General features: G+C 72.1%; 21 protein-coding genes. 19 read left to right on the forward strand and 2 right to left on the reverse strand.

Translation table 11 applies throughout. The features are described 5' to 3' along the window. Positions 1-313: 313 nt before the first annotated feature. The 4 genes from ABTY98_RS04965 (at position 314) to ABTY98_RS04980 (ending at position 7,769) form a co-directional block, all read left to right on the forward strand. Positions 314-2,458, forward strand: a complete 2,145-nt coding sequence (locus tag ABTY98_RS04965) for a type IV secretory system conjugative DNA transfer family protein (RefSeq protein WP_352219449.1) — start codon at positions 314-316, stop codon at positions 2,456-2,458. Between the two features lie 130 nt (positions 2,459-2,588). Then, positions 2,589-4,154 carry a PucR family transcriptional regulator gene (locus ABTY98_RS04970; protein ID WP_352219450.1) on the forward strand — a complete coding sequence of 522 codons (1,566 nt, stop codon included), beginning with the start codon at positions 2,589-2,591 and terminating at the stop codon, positions 4,152-4,154. A 161-nt stretch (positions 4,155-4,315) separates the two neighbouring features. Beyond that, complete coding sequence (locus ABTY98_RS04975) at positions 4,316-5,764, forward strand: aldehyde dehydrogenase family protein (RefSeq protein ID WP_352219451.1); 1,449 nt, start codon at positions 4,316-4,318, stop codon at positions 5,762-5,764. A gap of 160 nt (positions 5,765-5,924) precedes the next feature. Then, a complete protein-coding gene (locus ABTY98_RS04980) occupies positions 5,925-7,769 on the forward strand; it encodes a tyrosine-type recombinase/integrase (RefSeq protein ID WP_352219452.1) in 1,845 nt (614 codons plus the stop codon). A gap of 139 nt (positions 7,770-7,908) precedes the next feature. Here the strand turns inward: ABTY98_RS04980 and ABTY98_RS04985 are convergent, their stop codons facing one another. Continuing rightward, entirely contained in the window at positions 7,909-8,727 is an 819-nt protein-coding gene (locus ABTY98_RS04985; RefSeq protein WP_352219453.1) for a hypothetical protein, read from the reverse strand. A 103-nt stretch (positions 8,728-8,830) separates the two neighbouring features. Beyond that, positions 8,831-9,304 (reverse strand): helix-turn-helix domain-containing protein, encoded by a 474-nt coding sequence (locus tag ABTY98_RS04990; RefSeq protein WP_352219454.1) that lies wholly within the window; start codon positions 9,302-9,304, stop codon positions 8,831-8,833. A gap of 205 nt (positions 9,305-9,509) precedes the next feature. On the opposite strand from ABTY98_RS04990, the gene ABTY98_RS04995 reads away from it, so the two are divergent. The 15 genes from ABTY98_RS04995 to ABTY98_RS05065 all read left to right on the forward strand — a co-directional run bounded on the left by ABTY98_RS04995 (position 9,510) and on the right by ABTY98_RS05065 (position 17,828). Continuing rightward, positions 9,510-9,770 carry a helix-turn-helix domain-containing protein gene (locus tag ABTY98_RS04995; protein ID WP_352219455.1) on the forward strand — a complete coding sequence of 87 codons (261 nt, stop codon included), beginning with the start codon at positions 9,510-9,512 and terminating at the stop codon, positions 9,768-9,770. Then, complete coding sequence (locus ABTY98_RS05000) at positions 9,767-10,099, forward strand: hypothetical protein (protein ID WP_352219456.1); 333 nt, start codon at positions 9,767-9,769, stop codon at positions 10,097-10,099. Before ABTY98_RS04995 ends, ABTY98_RS05000 begins: the two co-directional genes overlap by 4 nt. Positions 10,100-10,187: 88 nt before the next feature. After that, on the forward strand, positions 10,188-10,676 hold the full coding sequence (locus ABTY98_RS05005; protein WP_352219457.1) for an HNH endonuclease signature motif containing protein: 489 nt from the start codon (positions 10,188-10,190) through the stop codon (positions 10,674-10,676). Further along, on the forward strand, positions 10,673-10,894 hold the full coding sequence (locus ABTY98_RS05010) for a hypothetical protein (RefSeq protein WP_352219458.1): 222 nt from the start codon (positions 10,673-10,675) through the stop codon (positions 10,892-10,894). Before ABTY98_RS05005 ends, ABTY98_RS05010 begins: the two co-directional genes overlap by 4 nt. Before the next feature lie 6 nt (positions 10,895-10,900). Beyond that, complete coding sequence (locus ABTY98_RS05015; protein WP_352219459.1) at positions 10,901-11,614, forward strand: hypothetical protein; 714 nt, start codon at positions 10,901-10,903, stop codon at positions 11,612-11,614. Then, positions 11,614-12,108, forward strand: a complete 495-nt coding sequence (locus tag ABTY98_RS05020) for a hypothetical protein (RefSeq protein WP_352219460.1) — start codon at positions 11,614-11,616, stop codon at positions 12,106-12,108. The genes ABTY98_RS05015 and ABTY98_RS05020 overlap by 1 nt, the downstream gene beginning before the upstream one ends. After that, a complete protein-coding gene (locus ABTY98_RS05025; RefSeq protein WP_352219461.1) occupies positions 12,105-13,178 on the forward strand; it encodes a YqaJ viral recombinase family nuclease in 1,074 nt (357 codons plus the stop codon). The genes ABTY98_RS05020 and ABTY98_RS05025 overlap by 4 nt, the downstream gene beginning before the upstream one ends. Before the next feature lie 2 nt (positions 13,179-13,180). Continuing rightward, positions 13,181-14,155, forward strand: coding sequence for a recombinase RecT (locus tag ABTY98_RS05030; RefSeq protein WP_352219462.1), 975 nt, complete (start codon positions 13,181-13,183; stop codon positions 14,153-14,155). Next, positions 14,155-15,045 carry an exonuclease domain-containing protein gene (locus tag ABTY98_RS05035; protein WP_352219463.1) on the forward strand — a complete coding sequence of 297 codons (891 nt, stop codon included), beginning with the start codon at positions 14,155-14,157 and terminating at the stop codon, positions 15,043-15,045. Before ABTY98_RS05030 ends, ABTY98_RS05035 begins: the two co-directional genes overlap by 1 nt. A 5-nt stretch (positions 15,046-15,050) precedes the next feature. Continuing rightward, positions 15,051-15,797: a hypothetical protein gene (locus ABTY98_RS05040; protein ID WP_352219464.1), complete on the forward strand. Its 747-nt coding sequence runs from the start codon at positions 15,051-15,053 to the stop codon at positions 15,795-15,797. Then, a complete protein-coding gene (locus ABTY98_RS05045) occupies positions 15,794-16,429 on the forward strand; it encodes a hypothetical protein (RefSeq protein ID WP_352219465.1) in 636 nt (211 codons plus the stop codon). The genes ABTY98_RS05040 and ABTY98_RS05045 overlap by 4 nt, the downstream gene beginning before the upstream one ends. Then, a complete protein-coding gene (locus tag ABTY98_RS05050) occupies positions 16,426-16,866 on the forward strand; it encodes a hypothetical protein (protein WP_352219466.1) in 441 nt (146 codons plus the stop codon). Before ABTY98_RS05045 ends, ABTY98_RS05050 begins: the two co-directional genes overlap by 4 nt. After that, a complete protein-coding gene (locus ABTY98_RS05055) occupies positions 16,863-17,207 on the forward strand; it encodes a helix-turn-helix domain-containing protein (RefSeq protein ID WP_352219467.1) in 345 nt (114 codons plus the stop codon). Before ABTY98_RS05050 ends, ABTY98_RS05055 begins: the two co-directional genes overlap by 4 nt. Further along, entirely contained in the window at positions 17,200-17,481 is a 282-nt protein-coding gene (locus ABTY98_RS05060) for a hypothetical protein (RefSeq protein WP_352219468.1), read from the forward strand. Before ABTY98_RS05055 ends, ABTY98_RS05060 begins: the two co-directional genes overlap by 8 nt. Next, positions 17,481-17,828, forward strand: a complete 348-nt coding sequence (locus ABTY98_RS05065) for a WhiB family transcriptional regulator (RefSeq protein ID WP_352219469.1) — start codon at positions 17,481-17,483, stop codon at positions 17,826-17,828. Before ABTY98_RS05060 ends, ABTY98_RS05065 begins: the two co-directional genes overlap by 1 nt. The last annotated feature ends 2 nt before the right edge of the window (positions 17,829-17,830 follow it).

The raw sequence follows: 17,830 nt of genomic DNA on the forward strand, positions 1-17,830 counted from the left end.
TCGTCGGCATACGCGCTCGTCATCGGTACCAGCCCCGGCCGCCGGCGTGCACGGGCTGTCGGCTGCCCCGGCGGCACGCATCGTCCCAGGCCACGCCCCCGCCGTCCGGCGGCGGTCCCGCGCGGCGCTGCCTGCCGGGCGTCGGCAGCCCCGTCGCATCACCGTCCGGTTGGGCCTCCGCTTTCGACATCGACGACCGGCCATATCCGGAACGCCTCGACCGGCTCGGCCGCGCAATCGGTGAACTCCCTTGGCCGGGGCGTTAGATTGACCGCTGACGGTGGACGGAACGGCTGGTCAGGGAGCGACGGCGATGGACAGCGACGGGACGCGGGACGCGCGGGGTACGCATGCGAATCCTGTGCCGCGTCCGGCGGGACCGCAGGATGCGGGCGCGGTGCCGCCGCGGCCGACGGCGCCACCGACGGTGCCTCCGCCGCCGGACGGCTCGGCATTTCTGAGCTGGCTGCGGGCGCCCAGGCCGGAGGCGGCGCCGGGGGTGTGGCGGTTCGGGTACCGGTCCCGGCCCGACGAGGAGCCCGACCAGGTTCCGGCCCGGCAGCTGTTGAGCGGGGCGCTGATCGCCTTCCTGGTGGGGTGGCTGGTCTGGTCGCTGCTGTGGAACGGCTATCTGGGCGGCTGGTTCCTCCTGCCCCCTGAGGTCCTGGTGCCGGACTCCTGGGCGCCGAGTCACTCGATCCAGCGCGTTGTGGTCGGCTACCTCTGGTACATCGTCGTCGCCGGGGCGATCGTGCTCGTCGTCGGCCGGCTGGGTCGCTGGGGCGAGGTCTGGCGTCGCTTCGGCCCGCGCGCCTGGACCCAGACCGCCACCACCCCCGCCGCCGAACGGCCCCCCGCTCCCGAGCAGGACCCCGCCCAGTGGCCCCACCTCCGTGCCGCCGGTGCGCACGACGCCGCCGACCGGCTGGCCGCCGAGGCGCGCGCCGGGCTGATGGGGGACGTGGACCACGCCCGGATCGCCCGGGCCTGGCAGGGCGTACGCAGCGGCCGGCACAGCATGGCGTCCTTCTCCGCCGCCGTGGTCAAGGACGGCGCCGCCGCCTGTCCGCACCCCTCCGGGGAACGCGACCTGCCCGCCCGGCACGCCCGGCACGACCTGGTCACCGGCCAGGTGCGGCTCGGCACGACCGCCGACGACCCCCGCAATCCCTACCGCTACCGGGACACCGGCCTCGCCCTCGGCCCGGAACTGCTCGGTACCTCCCTGCTCGCCGTCGGCCCGGCCGGCTCCGGCAAGACCGGCGCGCTCGTGCGCCCGCTCGCCGAGTCGCTCTGCCTGCACGCGCTCGCCGGCCGCGCCTCCGTGGTCGTCGTCGGCGCGGCCGGCTCCGGGCTCGGACCCGCCGACTCCTACGACGTCGTCGTCCGTATCGCCCACCCCGAGTCCGTCTACGACCTCGACCTGTACGGCGGCACCACCGACCCCGACGAGGCCGCCGCCATACTCGCCGAGGCCCTCGTCGGCGACCTCGCCGATCCGCATCCCGGCAGCGACAGCCGCCGCTCCACCACCGTCCTCGCCCAGCTGCTCGGCCCGTTCAAGGCGGTCCACGGCCGCTTCCCCTCCGTACCCGAACTTCGCCAGCTCCTCGACGGCGCCCCAGGCCCCGTGGCCGCGCTCCGCAAGGCGCTGACGGCAACAGGACACGAGTCGCTGCTGCGCGAACTCGACGCCCGGGAGCGGCAGATGGGGCAGCCGGGGGACGTGGGATCGGTCCTCGCCGACCGCATCGCTCTCCTCGACCGCCCGGCCTTCGCGGGCTTCTTCGACACCTCCGGCCAGTCCCGGCCCTTCTCCCTCAAGGCCCTCGACCACCCTGTCCGGGTCCGGATCGACCTGCCCGAGCGCGGCCACGCGGACGCCTCCCGCATCCTGGCCCGGCTGGTGCTCGCCCAGTTCACGGCGAGCGTGACGGTACGGGACGACCGTTCGCTCTTCGCCTGTCTGCTCCTGGACGACGCGACGGGTGTCGTGACACCGGAGGCGGTACGCGCCGTCCAGCGTCTGCGGTCGGCCAACGCGGGCGTGGCGCTGACCCTACGCACCCTGGACGACGTACCCCGCCCCCTGCGCGCCCCCCTGCTGGGGGCCACCGGCTGCCGTATGGCCTTCGCCGGCCTCACCCCCTGGGACGGCCAGGACTTCGCCGAGGTCTGGGGCAAGGAGTGGACCGAGACCCGGGACGTCACCGACCGCCAGATCATCGCGGAGACCCCGGCGGGCAAGGCACTGCACGTCGCACGGCGGGTCATCACCGGCAAGGCACCCACGGCCCGCGCGGTCACCGTCCGGCAGGTGGAGCGCGAGCGCTGGTCGGCCTCCGAGCTCGCCCACGGCGTGCCGGCGGGCCATGCGGTCCTCTCCCTGACGACCGTCAAGGGCGAGCACGCGCCCCCGCTGCTGGTGGACCTCAGGGGCGGCGCCGGCCGGGTCTGAACAGGGAGGCACACGCGACCGTACAGTGAGGCAGAATCGATAGAAGCCGTTCGTACGAGACGGCCAAAGGCCCACTGTCCCCGTGCATGTCCTCACGTGTGCACGACCGAAGAGAAGATCTGACGGCCTGATGCCACCGACGCTCGCCTCGCTCGTCCACCATTCCGCGCTCAAACTGACCGTGCGCGCGGGCGAGGACCGCCTCGACGTGCCCGTGCGCTGGGCCCATGCCAGCGAACTCGCCGACCCCGTGCCGTACATGGAGGGTGGGGAACTTCTCCTGATCACCGCGCTGAAGCTGGACGCGGACGATCCGGAGGCCATGCGACGGTATGTGAAACGCCTGGTGGGAGCGGGCGTGGTGGGCCTCGGCTTCGCCATCGGGGTCCACTACGAGGAGATTCCCAAGGCCCTGGTCGACGCGGCCGAACACGAGGGTCTGCCCCTGCTGGAGGTGCCGCGCCGCACCCCCTTCCTCGCCATCAGCAAGGCCGTGTCGGCGGCGATAGCGGCCGACCAGTACCGGGCGGTGACCGCGGGCTTCGCCGCCCAGCGCGAACTGACCAGGCAGGCGCTGAACGCCGGACCGGAGGGGTTGCTCGCCGCGCTCGCCTCGCAGGTGGACGGCTGGGCGGCGCTGTACGACGCCTCGGGCGCGGTCGTCGCCACCGCACCGGAGTGGGCGGGACGCCGGGCGGCACGGCTGACCGCGGAGGTGGAACGGCTGCGGGAACGCCCGGCGCCGGCTTCATCGGTGGTGGGCGGCCCGGACAACGAGGACCGGGTGGAGCTGCACTCGCTGGGCACCGGCCGCAGGCCCCGCGCGGCCCTGGCGGTCGGCACCGCGGCGGCCCTGGGCACGGCCGAGCGCTACGCCGTCCACTCGGCCATCGCCCTGCTCACCCTTACGACGGAACGCTCCCGTTCGCTGCACGCGGCCGAACAGAGGGTGGGCGCTGCGGTGCTGCGGATGCTGCTCGCCGGGCAGCCGGACCACGCCCGGGGGGTCGCCGGGGATCTGTACGGCGGACTTCTCGACGCACCCTTCCGGATGATCGTCGCGGACGGGGGCGCCGAGCTGCTCACCGGTCTCGCGGAGGCGGTCGAGTCGGCCGCGGCGCGCGCCGGGGAGGCGGTGCTGGTGGTGCCGGAGGGGGAGCGGCTGGTGGTACTGGCCGCGGACGGGGGTGCCGCGGTGGGCGCGTGCGTCGAGCACGCGGCGGCGCGCGAGGCCGCGCGGGCCGTACCGGAGCAGGACGCCGCCGCGCAGGACGACCTGGTCGTGGGCATGTCCGCCCCGTCCGGCCCGATCGGCGCGGCGGCCGCCTACAAGCAGGCCGAACAGGCACTGTCGGTGGCCCGGCGGCGGGGCCGGGTGCTGGTCGAGCACGAGCAGCTGGCCGCCGGCTCGGTCCTGCCGCTGCTGGCCGACGACGCGGTGAAGGCGTTCGCGGACGGTCTGCTGCGGGCGCTGTACGAGCATGACGCGACGGGCCGCGGCGACCTGGTGGCCTCCCTGCGGGCCTGGCTGTCAAGGCACGGCCAGTGGGACGCGGCGGCCGCCGACCTGGGCGTCCACCGCCATACGCTGCGGTACCGGATGCGCAGGGTCGAGGAGATCCTGGGCCGCTCCCTGGACGACCCGGACGCCCGGATGGAGCTGTGGCTGGCGCTGAAGGCGACATCGGCGGACTGACCGGCACCCGGGACTCCACCCCGCCCGATTCGCCCCTGCCAAACCGGCGCACCCCCGCCCCCCACCACTACACCCCGGACAAGCGTCGCTTCCCCTTCCCGCGCCTACGGTGGACGTTGAAAGCCAAGAACATCCCCACACGCGGAAGGGCCGGGACTCTCATGACCGCCACCCACGCCTTCTGGCTCGCCGGCCGTCAGGTCACCGGCGAGGACACCTTCGACGTCACCAGCCCGTGGGACGGGCGCCTTGTCGGCCAGGTCAGCGTGCCCACCGACGCGCAGGTCGAGGAAGCGGTCGCCGCCGCGTACGCCGTACGGGACGAGTTCGCCGCCACCCCGGCACACGTCCGGGCCGCCGCCCTCGACCACGTCAGCCGGCGCCTCGTCGAGCGCACCGAGGAGATAGCCCAGCTGATCTCCGCCGAGAACGGCAAGCCGATCAAGTGGGCGCGCGGCGAGGTCGGCCGCGCCGTCTCCGTGTTCCGGTTCGCCGCCGAGGAGGCCCGGCGCTTCAACAGCGGCGAGGCCCAGCGGCTCGACACCGACCTCGGTGGCCAGGGTCGCCTGGCGCTCACCCGCCGCTTCCCGAAGGGCGTCGTCCTCGGTATCGCGCCGTTCAACTTCCCGCTCAACCTGTGCGCGCACAAGATAGCCCCGGCCATAGCCGCGGGCGCGCCGATCATCCTCAAGCCGGCCCCCGCCACCCCCCTCTCCGGCCTGATCATCGGCGACCTGCTCGCCGAGACGACCGGCCTCCCCGATGGGTCCTGGTCGATCCTCCCGGTCGCCAACGACAAGATGCCCGCCCTCGTCCAGGACGAGCGCCTCCCGGTCATCTCCTTCACCGGTTCCGAGAAGGTCGGCTACTCGATCATGGACTCGGTCCCGCGCAAGCACTGCACCCTGGAACTGGGCGGCAACGGCGCGGCCGTCGTCCTCGGGGACTACGCGAGCGACGCCGACCTCGACTGGGCCGCGACCCGCATCGCGACCTTCTCCAACTACCAGGGCGGCCAGTCCTGCATCTCCGTGCAGCGGGTCATCGCCGACGCGACCGTCTACGACCGTCTGCTCCCGCGCATCGTCGCCGCCGTCGAGGCCCAGGTCACCGGTGACCCCGCCGACGACAGGACCGACGTCGGCCCGCTGGTCAGCGAGGCCGCCGCGGAGCGCGTCGAGGCGTGGGTGAAGGAGGCGGTCGAGGCCGGCGCCACCCTGGTCACCGGCGGCGACCGCGACGGCGCCAGCTTCGCGCCCACCGTCCTCACCGAGGTCCCGGCCGACACCACCATCTCCTGCGAGGAGGTCTTCGGACCCGTCCTCACCGTGCACAAGGTGTACGGCGAGGCCGAGGCGTTCGCCGCCGCCAACGACTCCAAGTACGGCCTCCAGGCGGGCGTCTTCACCCACGACCTCCAGACCGCCTTCCGTGCCCACCGCGCCCTTGAGGTCGGCGGTGTCGTCATCGGCGACGTCCCCTCCTACCGCGCCGACCAGATGCCGTACGGCGGCGCCAAGCAGTCCGGCGTCGGCCGCGAGGGCGTCAAGTTCGCGATGGACGACTACACCTACGAGCGAGTCCTGGTCCTCACCGGCCTCGCCCTCTGACCTGCCACGGACGGGTCGGAACAGACGGCCGCAGCCCGCTGTGCGGGGGCTGCGGCCGTTCCTGCTTCCACTAGCATCACCTGCGGAAACGGCCGAACTATGGCCGATATCCACAGGCTTGCGGGAACACCGCGGGAACACGGCGCTACTGTTCCGCCCCATGGCGAGCGTCATTCCGCGAACGAACAAAGAGGGCGACGTCGTCAGCTACCAGGTGAAATGGAGAGCTGGCGGCAAGCGCACCGGCGAGTGGCAGCACGAGCGCTTCGACGGCGACGAGGCCGGCAAGGATGCGGCCGAGCTGTTCAAGAACGCTGTCGATGAGGCCGGGCAGAACTGGCCGCCTGGGTGGGTCAAAGGGGAGGGCTACGTTGACGCGGCCGCCCAGGCGGGGGAGGAACTGCGCTACCGCTTCGACAACTGGGCCCAGCAGTCCATCGAGAACCGAACGGCCGGCAAGAGGTACAAACGCCAGCGGCAGCGCGCAGTAGAGATGTACCTCAACCCGACCTTCGGCAACTGCGACGTCCGCAGCACCGAGCACTTCAGCAAGGCGACCATCGCGGCCTGGATCAACAAGATGAAGAAGACTCAGGTCCAGGTCGGCGGTAGCCGGGGCAGCGGTAAGAGGAAGGGTGGCGGCAAGATCAAGGACATGTCGCCGGAAACGCTGCGCGGCCTGCACGGTCTTCTCTCGTCCATCCTCAAAGAGGCCGTCATCGCTGAGCCGCCGTTACGAGACCGCAACCCTTGCGATCTGACCCGGCTGCCGAAGGATGACGACCGAGGCCTCGGTGAGCACGAGTCGACCGACGAGATGGAGTTCATGACTCCCGAGGAGGTCACCTGCCTCATCGATTGCTTCTCTCGTGCCGGAGACAAGATGCTCGTCCGGTTCATCTACGGAACTGGTCTGCGGTGGGGCGAAGTTACAGCCCTTGCGGCGAAGCATGTCCGCAGCCCGCAGGCCGGCCGGTACGAAGTGCGCGTGACGCGAGCGTGGAAACGCGACCCGGGACCTCCTGACGTGTGGTGGCTAGGACCACCGAAAACCAGGGCTGGGCGCCGGACAGTGGAGATCACTGCTGGCCTGTGGCAGGACCTCCAGGACTTCGGGCTCGGGCAACTCGGCAAGGACGACTTGCTCTTCCCGAACGGCAGCGGTGAACGGCTCGCGCATTCCACGTTCTATGAACGGTGGCTGTCCACGGTCGCTGAGGCCAAGCGGCGTGGAGTGCTACCGGACTGGAAGTACCCCACGCCTCATGATCTGCGGCACTCGCACGTGGCCGCGCTGCTGTCCGATGGCCACAGCCTGACCTACGTGCAGCGGCGCCTCGGCCACGAGTCCATCAAGACCACATCTGACCGGTACGGGCACCTGCTGGAGACGGCACACAAGGCAGCTTTGGAAACCCTGGACCGAGTCATGGGGTACACGCAGCCGGCCAGTGCCCCACTGCCGCACTTCGCTCCTGGACCTGGGGCGGGGCGGGCGGTGTATGTTGCGCAACTCGGCCTGTACCAAGTGCCCTTCTGGGACCCAGACGACGCAGAGACGACGGCGGAGCGATGGGTGCGGGAGCACGGAGGCCCAGTGCACGTCGACAAGTTGTCGACTGACGGTTGGGCGGTGAGCTACAACGGGGCGTCCGATACGGCGACCGCGCTGCAGGCCGTGCGTACCCAAATGCCGCGCCGGGCGTGGGTATGGCACTTGGGCCCGCTCTTGCACGCGGTGGACGGATCCGAGGTTGTGGTGGACCCAGGGTCGGCGGAGCTTCGCGGCGGGTGGTGGTGGGACTTCGAGTCCGAGTACACCGAGAAGCCAGCGCTCCGGTCGGTTGAGTGGAGCAATGGGCCGGAGTCGGTCACGGAGGTGCGGGCCTGGGGGACCGACGAGGATGCAGTGCGCGCGGAGTTCGCTGCTGCCCGTACGGAGGCGCTGCGGATTTGCGGACAGCACCCCCAGCGAGGTGAGAGCGGCCGGGAGTCGGTCACCTGACGGCTCCGCTGCGGCTGACCCGGCCGTGGTCGGAGATGAATCGCGGCAGCGCCGAAACCGGTCGCGTGACCTGTTTTTCCGGTGGGCGACCAAGGGGCCCTTCGCGGGCCCCTTGTGGTCGTGTGTGTCGTGACTCGTTTCAGTGGCCGTGGTGCGTCGTGAGTTCGGCGCATAACTCAAGGACCGGCCGGACGCCGATGCCGACGCCACGGCAGTCGTCGTTCTTCCCGTTGTGCCTTCCGTGTGCTGGAGGTGTCTTGTCCTTGCCTGGAGTGTTCGTGGATGACGGTGGGTTCTGGGTGGGCGGCGCAGGATCGGCCGGGCGGGTGGTGCTGGGCGTGGACGGACTCTGTCCGGGCGTCGGTGTGCTGCCGGGCTGCTCTGTGTCGGTCGGGCTGACGCCGCCTGACGGCTGCTCTTTCGGCTCGGCTCGGTCACTGCCCGCCGCCTTTGGGTCTCTGCTCTCGTCCGTGGTGAGGTAGTCCGCGTCGTCCGGCGCTGCCGCATTGTCCTCGCCGTTGTTCTCGGTCGAGGCCGCCTCCGGGGCGGCTGCGGGCGGGGTGGCTGGGCCGGGGGCCGGCGGCGCGCTCTCGGTGGATGTGAGGTACAGCGCGGCGGCGGTTCCAGCAGTAGCGACGACTACGGCGGTGCCCGTGGCGGTCGCGGCCCGATGCCGCTGCCAGAGGGAGCGGAGGCGTTCGCCGAGCGACGACAGGACCGCAGCGACGCCGCTGCCGATGTACAGGGCGAGGTGCCGCTTGCGTCGAACCGGCTCCAGTGCCTCGTCCTCCTCGGGCACGGTGGCCATCGGCTGCTGCGTGAGGGCGGCGATCTTCTGGGCGGTGACCTCGGCCCGCAGTTCGGTGATCAGCGCCGCGTGTTTCTGCTGGGCCCGGTGCAGGAGGACGATCGCCAGGACCGCCGCGCCGAGGACCCCAGCGAGTAAGACGTCTTGCACGTTTGCCCCCTGAGAAACTGCTTTCTACCTGTCGGGGCATCCTGTGACGCTTAGTCACGCATTGTGTGCTTTATGTGAATTCGTAACGTTTTTGTGATGTGTGTTAACTCGCGCGACGGTGCTGGTCGCCTGGTTCCTGCTGTGTGCGGGAGGGCTCGGTGCGGCCGACCCTGCGGAGGACTTCGTCCTGCGCCTCGGGTGGCAGGGTCGTGAGGAGTGCCGCGATGGCGTCGATGTGGGGGTCGTTCGCGTATCGGGCGGCGGTCGGCGCCGCGGTGGCGCCTGTCGGCGTCTCCAGTTCCGCCAGGAGGTCGGCGGCCTCGGTGCGGCCGGTCTCGGCGAGTTGTGCGGAGGTGACGCCGACGGCCAGGCACATGCGGGCCAGGGTGTCGTCCGGCGCGTTCACCTCGATCCGCTGGCCGCTGACCGACTGATAGCCGGCGATGATCTGGCCCCAGCGGGAGCGGCTGATGCCCGCCTGTCTGGCCGCGTCTTCGACGCGGATCCGCTTCCGTTTCAAGGCGGCCTTGATGAGCGCGGCCTCTGGCGGGGGGGCGGGGCTCGGGCTCTTAGTCATGCTGGGCAGCTTCCCACGACTAGACGCTAGTCCGCCATCCAGGGCGGTGCGAATTTGTAGTGAAGTTCGTCAAGTGTATGCGCACTAGTCCGTCTAGTTTACGCGCCGTGCGCCCCCTCTGGGCTACTACACGCCACTACGTAGCCACTACACGCCACTACGCCTAGTGGTTGCACTAGACGCTAGTGGCGGCTAGTTTGATCTCATGACCCATCCGCCTGGAGGGCGCCGCAGGCGTCCGCTGAACCATGAGCCGGCTGCCGTGATCTACGCCCGCGAGAAGTCGGGCCTGACACAGGAGGAACTCGCCGAGCGGTGCGGCGTCAGCCAACAGCTCGTGAGCAAGATCGAATCGGGGGCCCGCAATGCCACCCCGCGGGTTCTGAACAAATTCGCCGAGGCGCTCAACTGCCCCGTCGTCGTCTTGGAGGCGAAGCGTCAGACGGTGGGGGCGGGTGCCTCGTGACCGCCTGGACGCGCACGCACTGCGTCTGTACCGAGGTCCGGAACCTCGACTACGACGAGGCCGCCACCGCTCTCAAGATCAAGCGCCGGTGGCTGGAGGACCACATCAGCAAGCTGCCGCACCAGAAGTTCGGCGCGAATCCCGCCGTCTTCTGCATGTGCGACCTGCGGGTGATTCAGGCCATGCAGGCCGTCCTCCCCGCCGAGGCCCGGGCCGTCATCAACCTGCCGGCCGAACCAGCGGAGCCGACCCCCGCCACGCCGAGCGTCTCGCCGCTGTCCGGGCTCAAGCCTGCCCAGGGCCGCAGGCGTGCGACCGCGCCTGTGTGACGGCGGCGGGGCCGAACGGACCGTGCCGGGTCCAGACCGCCCCGCCAACCCAGGCCGTACCTCAATCCCATGAATCGAGGTCCAACCCATGACGCGCAGTATCTATGACTTCCCGAGCGGAAGGGAACGGGCCCTTGCCCGGCTCGCCGCTAACACCAGGCCGGCCGAGAACGGCGAGTGTCAGGGACGGACGGCCAGCACCGCCGCCGGTTACGGGCGCTTCAAGATCGACGGCGTCCAGCTTTACGCGCACCGCTCCAGCTACGAGGCGCACAACGGCCGCGTGCCGAGCGGCTTGTTCATCCTGCACAGCTGCGACAACCCGCTCTGCGTGAATCCCGCGCACCTCCGCACCGGGACCCACCAGGAGAACATGCGGGACCGCAATGAGCGCGGGCGCGTCTGGCAGAGCCGCAAGACGCATTGCGACAACGGCCACCCGTTCGACGAGGCCAACGCCCGCGTCTCGCGGGGGCGGCGTGAGTGCCGGGCCTGCCACCGCGAAGCCTCTCAGAAGAACCGTCTCAAGACGGCGGCCGCTGGGGCGTCGACCAACCTCCAGGGAGGTGCCCAGTGACCCCCGAAATGGTCTTCGCCGCCCTGGTGGCTCTCGTGCTGCTGGTCCCCGCCGCGTACGCGGCGTACCGCGCGGCCCACACCCCGCCGGGCGACAGCGGCGAGTGCCCGGGCGAGGACTGTCGCCAGTGCGCGGTCCTGTTCGGTCACCCGTCGCAGGCCGCCGCCCGCCAGGCCATCGCCGAGGGCATCAAGCCCCAGACCCGCAAGGGCTGGTGAGGCGCAATGTCCCCCACCAACCTGACCGCGGCCCGGCGCCAGGCGTTCGCCGCCGTGGCGACCGCGGCCCGCGAGCAGCGCGGCACCTGGGTACGGCTGGACGCCTACCCCACCGTGCGTGGCGCCCGCACCACGGCTGGCCGCATCAACAACGGCACCGCCGCTGAGTTCAAGGGCGCCGGTCACTGGGAGGCGTACACCGCCGCCTGCGAGGACGGCGAGTCGGTGTGGCTGCGCTACATCGCGGGCGACCAGGCGGTGCCGCGCCTGCCGAAGCGGATGACCGTCCGCGTGCGCCACGACGGCGACGGCCACGGCTATGAGGGCGTGGGCGTCCTCACCGTGACGATCTCCTCGCGGTGCCCGCGCTGTGGCGGTCCGCGCGGCGTGGACACCATCCGAGCGTTCCGGTTCGTCCACGACGGCGACCACTTCGTGGTGGACCGGTGGACCAACTCTTGCGGCCATGGCGATGTGTACGAGGCCGTGGTGGCGGAGGCCCGCCAGGAGGACCGGGAGAGCCCGGCGGACCTGGTCCAGGCCGCCTACGCCGCTCAGGAGGTGGGCCCGCACGCCAGCCAGGCCGCCAACTTGCTGGCGCGGCACGGCCACTTGGACGCCGCCGCGCTGGTGCGCGGCGAGGTCAAGAACAACCGGGGCCACCTGTCCACCTTGCAGGCCGTGGAGTTCCTGCGGGAGCTGACGGGGGGTGGGCGCTGATGGGCGGCCTGTACCGCGAGTACGAGCGCATCGCCGACCACCGGCAGGTGGCCGCCCGGGCCAAGGCGGCCCCGGGCCAGTGGCAGCGGGTGGGCCAGTACCGGACCGTCGAGAGTGCCCGGGCCTCCGCCACCCAGGTGCGCGCGGGCGCGATGACCGCGTACGAGCCCGCCGGCCACTTCGACGCCTACCGGACGGTGGGCCATGAGGGGCGCGGCCTGTGGGTGCGCTACGTCCACGGCATCACCCCGGCCGCCGACGTGCCCGAGCAACTCCCGCAGGCCGTAGCCGTGGTGATGACCGCTCACCAGACCGTGGACCGGTACGTGAGCGCCCGCTGGGCCGTCGACCTGCTCGTCCGCCGCGGCTACGCCGAGGACGCCGACCGCATCCGGGCGTGGCTCACAGGCGGCCGGGACGGCCGCACGAGCGCCCGCCAGGCCGCCGCCTACCTGCTCCAGACCAGCACCATCCGAGAGGACTCCGCCCAGTGACCGCCATCATGACCGAGACCGCCATCCCCGGGGTGGACCTGGCCCCGGAGGCCCACGTGGTTCTGCCCACGGGGGACATGCACGACCCGGCCTATCGGGAGCGCTGGCTGGCCGAGCGCCAGAACGGCCTGGGCGGCTCCGACGTCGCCGTGCTGCTCGGGTTCATCAAGGGCAAGGGCCCGTGGCACGTCTTCGAGGACAAGCACGGCCGAGGCAAGGACTTCGACACCGAGGCCATGGAGTTCGGCCGGGAGATGGAGGAGCCCATTGCCCGGGTGTTCTCCCGCCGGACCGGTATCCGGGTGGTCGTCCCGTCCGGCACGTACGCCAACGTCGAGCGGCCGTGGATGCTCGGCAACGTCGACCGGCTGGCGCTGGACACGGACAGCGGCGCGGTCGCCGGGCCGCTGGAGTGCAAGAACCGCACCGAGTGGCAGCTGAGCGACTGGGAGCAGGACGAGGCGCCGGACGCCCCGCAGATCCAGAACCTGTGGTACCAGGCCGTGGGCGGCTGGCGTAAGGGCTACGTCGCCGCCTGCGTGGGCGGCAACAAGCTGCGGTGGCACGAGGTTGCGCGCCGTGAGGACCTGGTCCAGCACCTGGTCCAGTGGACCGGCGACTGGTGGCAGCGGCACATCGTGGAGGGCGAGGAGCCCGAGGCGGACGGCCTGCCCGGCACCAAGGACCTGCTGGCCCACCTGTGGGACGTCAAGGTCGACGCCGTGGCCGAGGTGGCCGTCGAGCAGGCCCGCAACCTGCGGCGCCGGGAGGCCGCCCTGGGCGCCGCCATCGAGCGGGCCCAGCGCCGCCTGGACGAGGTGCAGAACACCATGCGCCTGCTCGCCCGGGAGAACGAGATCGTCAAGACGCCCGGCGGGCGGGTGGCGTGGACCTGGAAGCAGAACGGCAACTTCGCCCCCGCCAAGTTCGCCAAGGCCCACCCGGAGTTGGCCAAGCAGTACGAGGTCACGAAGACCGGCATCGACACCAAGCGCCTGGCCGCCGAACACCCCGCCATCTACACCCAGTTCCGCGCCCGTGTGCTGCGCGTGCCCTCCAAGGAGGTCTGACCTTGACTGAGACGCTGATGGACCGGGTGCTCGCCGCTACTGGCGGCGGGCGCCCCGCCCCCGAGCAGCCCACCACCGAGCCGGTGGTGCCCCCCGTGGCGGAGGCCACCCCGGCCCGCGTGGACGCCGTCCAGGCGTACCTGGACAAGCACGGTGACAAGTTCGCCGCGTCCCTGCCCAAGCACGTGCCGTACGAGGCGTTCCAGGCCGCCGTGGCCGCCCTGCTGCCCAAAGTCGCCGGGTGCACGCCCGCGTCCCTGCGCATGGCGCTGCTCACCTGCGCCCGGTTCGGCCTGGTGCCGGACGGCTACGAGGCTGCCATCCAGGTGCAGGGCACCAAGGCCGTGTTCATCCCGACGTACAAGGGCTACGTGCGGCTGATGTACCGGTCCGGCCTGGTGGCCTCGGTGCACTGCGGCCTGGTCCACGAGAACGACGAGTGGGAGGTGCGGCCGTCCGCCCCGGCGCCGGATGACTTCACCCTCAAGACCCGGCCGGACCTGTCCGACGAGGAGCGCGGCAAGGCGGTGTTCGCGTACGCGTTCGTGCGCCTCAAGGACGGGTCCCGCTCTCAAGTGGTGTTCGTCAACCGGACCAAGGCCGCCCAGCTCCGCGACGAGTGGAGCTACGGCTACAAGCTCGCCGAGCAGAACGGGCGTAAAGACTCCTACTGGCACCGCGACTTCGACCACATGATGCTCAAGAGCGGGTTGAAGGCGCTGTTCCCGTGGGTGCCCACCTCGGCGGAGCTGGCCGCGCTGGTGGAGGCGGACGACGCCGGCGAGCGCGGCGACGTGCAGATCGTGCACGCCCCGGACCCGGAGCGGGCCGCCCTGGTCGCCGAGGCCGAGCGGGCCCACCGCGCGGCCGAGGGCAGCCAGGAGGCGCCCGGCCGGCTGCCGGTGAAGCGGTCCAAGCAGGGCCGTGCCTACCGGGGCAAGAAGCAGCGCGGCGGCCCTAAGGGCGGGATGCGCTGATGACCTGGCACCGTCGCCCCCTCGTGGGCCTGGATCTCGAAACGTCCGGCACCAACCCGGAGGTGGACTGCATCGTCACGGCCGCCGTCGTCCGCTATGGCGGCGGCCGGCCGACCGCCGCCCGCCCCTGGGTGGCTATGCCGGAGTTCGAGATCCCGGCCGAGGCGACGGCGGTGCACGGGTGGACCACGGAGCAGGCGACCGCCCAGGGCCAGGCCCCGGCGGTCGTCGTGGCCGAGGTCATCGACGCCCTGGTGGCCGCCATGGAGGGCGGCCACCCGGTGGTCGCCATGAACGCCCCCTTTGACCTGACCCTGTTGGACCGGGCAGCGCGGCGCCTCGGCGTCGTGCCGCTCGCTGAGCGGGTCACCCCGTACGTCCTGGACCCGCGCGTCCTGGACAAGCAGGTGGACCGCTACCGGCGCGGCCGGCGGACCCTGGGCGACCTGTGCACGCACTACTGCGTGCCGCTCAGCGGCCCGGCCCACGACTCCCAAGTGGACGCCATCGCCGCCTGTGACGTGGTGTGGCGGATCGCCAACCGGCACCGCTGGATGCAGCGCAAGACCTTGGCCGAGCTGCACGCCGCCCAGGTGAAGTGGGCGTACGAGCAGAACACCTCCTTCCGTGACTACCTGGCCCGCACGCCGGGCCGGGAGCTGGAGGCCCTGGGCGTGCGCCTGGACTGGCCGATGGTCCCGGCCGCCACCGCGGCGGCCCTCAAGGAACACCGCGCCGACCCGCTGGCCGCCATGCACGCGGCCGGCGAGGTCGACGCAGCCGAATACCACTACTGCACCCGCGAGCGCTCCACCCGCGCGCACGCCGTCACGGCTGACGGCCGCCGCAAGTGCTGGAGCTGCGGGAACGAAACGGACGGCAACCAGTGACCACCATGAGCCTTCAACTCCCCGACGTCCGGGCCCCGTTCCAGTGGCCCGCGGAGGAGAGCTGCCCCAACTGCCCGTGCTGCTTCCGGGAGCTGTGCGAGCGCGGCGCGGCCCGGACCAAGCAATGCCACGGCTGTGTGCGCCCGGAGTACCGCGCGAGCGTGTGGGGGTGCCCCTGCTCGTCGCCGACGAGACGCGGCACGGCGGCCTGGCGGGCGGAGCGGCACCGCGCCACCGTCCGGGCCACGGAATGCCCCCTGCCGCCCTCGGTGGAGGTCGTGCTGCGCGACCTCGCCGAGAACCGGGTATCGAGCGACCGCCAGGCGCTGGCGCTGCTGCGCGTGGGCGGGTTCGTCGCCGAGCCGGCCGACGAGCTGTTCGTCATCACCGAGCTGGGCCGCGTCTACCTGGCCGCCCGCCACGACCTCCGGTTCCCGGCCTGCGTGGAGGTCGTGGCCGTCGACAAGCCGGCCCGGCTGGCCCAGGTGATCGTGGGCGCGTGGGACAGCACCCGGCCGGTGCCGGTGCTCCTGGACCACCTGACGGAGGCCACCGGCCTGGCCGCCGACGACCTCGCCGGCGTGTGGCTGGACGCGCACGCCAACTGCCACGCGCAGGAGCCGGACGACCTGGTGCTCACCCGCATCCGCGTGGCGGAACCGATGCCCGCCGGGTTCATGAGCACGGACCCGGAGCAGACGCTGGCGCTGCGCGCCGCGGACGTCGCCCTGGCCGGGGGTGAGCAGGCATGAACCACGGCGTGCAGACGATCCACGAGCACACCCCCGAGGTCCGGCCCGTTGACGGGCCTCGGGTGGTCGGCGTGGACACCAGCCTCACCGGCACCGGACTGGCCTCCTCGGAGGGCTGGTGCCGGGTGGTCGGCTACGTGGACAAGAGCAAGAAGAACCCCATCAGCAAGCTGCCCCGCATCGAGCGGCTAGCCCACATGAACGTGCTGCTGGACTCCATCCTGGCCGGGATCGGCCACCCGGACCTGGCCGTCATCGAGGGCGCCGCCCTGTCCAAGGCCAGCGGCGGAGCGCATGAGCGCGGCTGGCTGTGGTGGCGGGTGTTCGAGCGGCTGCTGGACGCCGGTATCCCCACCGGGGTCATGTCGACCAACCAGCGCATCCACTACGCCACGGGCAAGGGCACCGGCGCCAAGGGCGTGGTGCTGGAACAGGTGGTGCGCCGCTGGCCCCAGTGGCAGACCGCTGGCAACGACAACGCCGCGGACGCCGTGGTGCTCATGGCCGCCGGCCGGGACTGGCTGCACCACCCCATCGGCGACGTGCCCAGGGTGCACCGCAAGGCCGTGGAAAACGCCGACTGGCCGGACGCCATCGACAGGGCGCTGCTCGGGACGGGGGTGTCGCCATGAGCTGGGAGACGGTGGCCCGAGCTCTTCAGGACGGAGACCCGCGCCAGTTGTCGGACCTGGCGCTGGCCGCCGAGCACGGCTGCAGCGTGGGCCTGGTGGCCCGGGTGCGCCGTGACCTCAACCTGCCCGCCTACCAGCGCGGCCGGCGGCCCGTCGCCCCGACGCTGGAGGCCGTGTTCTGGGAGCGGTCCCGGCCGGTCGACGGCGGCCACCGGGAGTGGACCAAGCAGCGGGCCGCCAGCGGCACCCCCGTGATCTCGTGGCGCGGCCAGCACGTCACCGCCGGCCGGGTCGCATTCAGGATCGCCCACGGGCGGGAGCCGGAGGGCCAGGTACGCCCGACGTGCACCTTCCCGCACTGCGTGGAGCCCAAGTGCCAGGCGGACCGCGTCATGCGCGACGGCGCCCGCGCGAGCCTGGCGGAGGTGGACGCGTGAGCCTCGCGGAGCGCCTGGAGGACCAGGGCCCGGCCCGCTCGCTCACCGGGGCCATGCCGGTGGCCCTGGGCCCGGGGGAGCTGCTGGCGGTCGCCCGGCGCCTCGCCGGGGCCCCGGAGGGCGCCACCTGGTGGCGGGGCCGGGACCTCGTGGCGGTCGCCCGGGCCGCCGACCTGGCCGCCACGCTGCCCGTCCTGGACCCGGAGCGCGACGAGCCGCGGCTGGCCGCGCTCGTCATGACCGAGGTCGGTATCGGCATCGAGGAGATCGCCGGCCGCCTGGGCGAGCACGAGCGCCAGGTGTCCCGGTGGCGCAAGGCGGCGGAGGCCGGCCGTGCTTGACCTCTACCTGCGCCTGCTGGACGCCGTGCTGCCGATCGTCATGACCGTGCCGGTGTGGGGGCCGCTGCTGCTCGTCGGGGTGGTCGCCGTCCTGGTGGGGCAGCGGCGGTCCGCCCGCCGGGCGGTGCCCGGACATGTCCCGGGCGCTGTCCGGACGTGCGCGGACACCGACCCGGACACCGACACCCCCAGCGCCATGACCTGCGCGGACACGTGCCCGGGCGTGTCCGGGGACACCAGGGCGGACGTGTCCGGGCGAGAGGCAGGCACGTGATGTCGATCTTTCCCGCCCGCCGGGCGCCGGACAACCTGCCGCGGCCCGTCCACTGGGCGAGCGCTGCGGTGTGCAAGCAGCCGGACGTGGACCCGGACACCTTCTTCCCGGTGCCCACGGACCCGCTTGCAGTCGAGGAAGCCAAGAGCTACTGCCGGCGCTGCCCGGTCCAGATGCGGTGCCGCACCGACGCCCTCAACCGGGGCGAGGAGCACGGTGTATGGGGCGGCCTGGACGAGGACGAGCTACGCGCCGTGCGCAAGCTGCGCCGGGCCGCCGCCGCCAAGCAGGCCGCCGCCGAGAAGCAGGCCGCCGAAAACCTGGACGCGCTGGCCAAGGCCGGCTGACC

Source organism: Streptomyces sp. NPDC096040, from assembly GCF_040303265.1.
Lineage (GTDB): Bacteria > Actinomycetota > Actinomycetes > Streptomycetales > Streptomycetaceae > Streptomyces.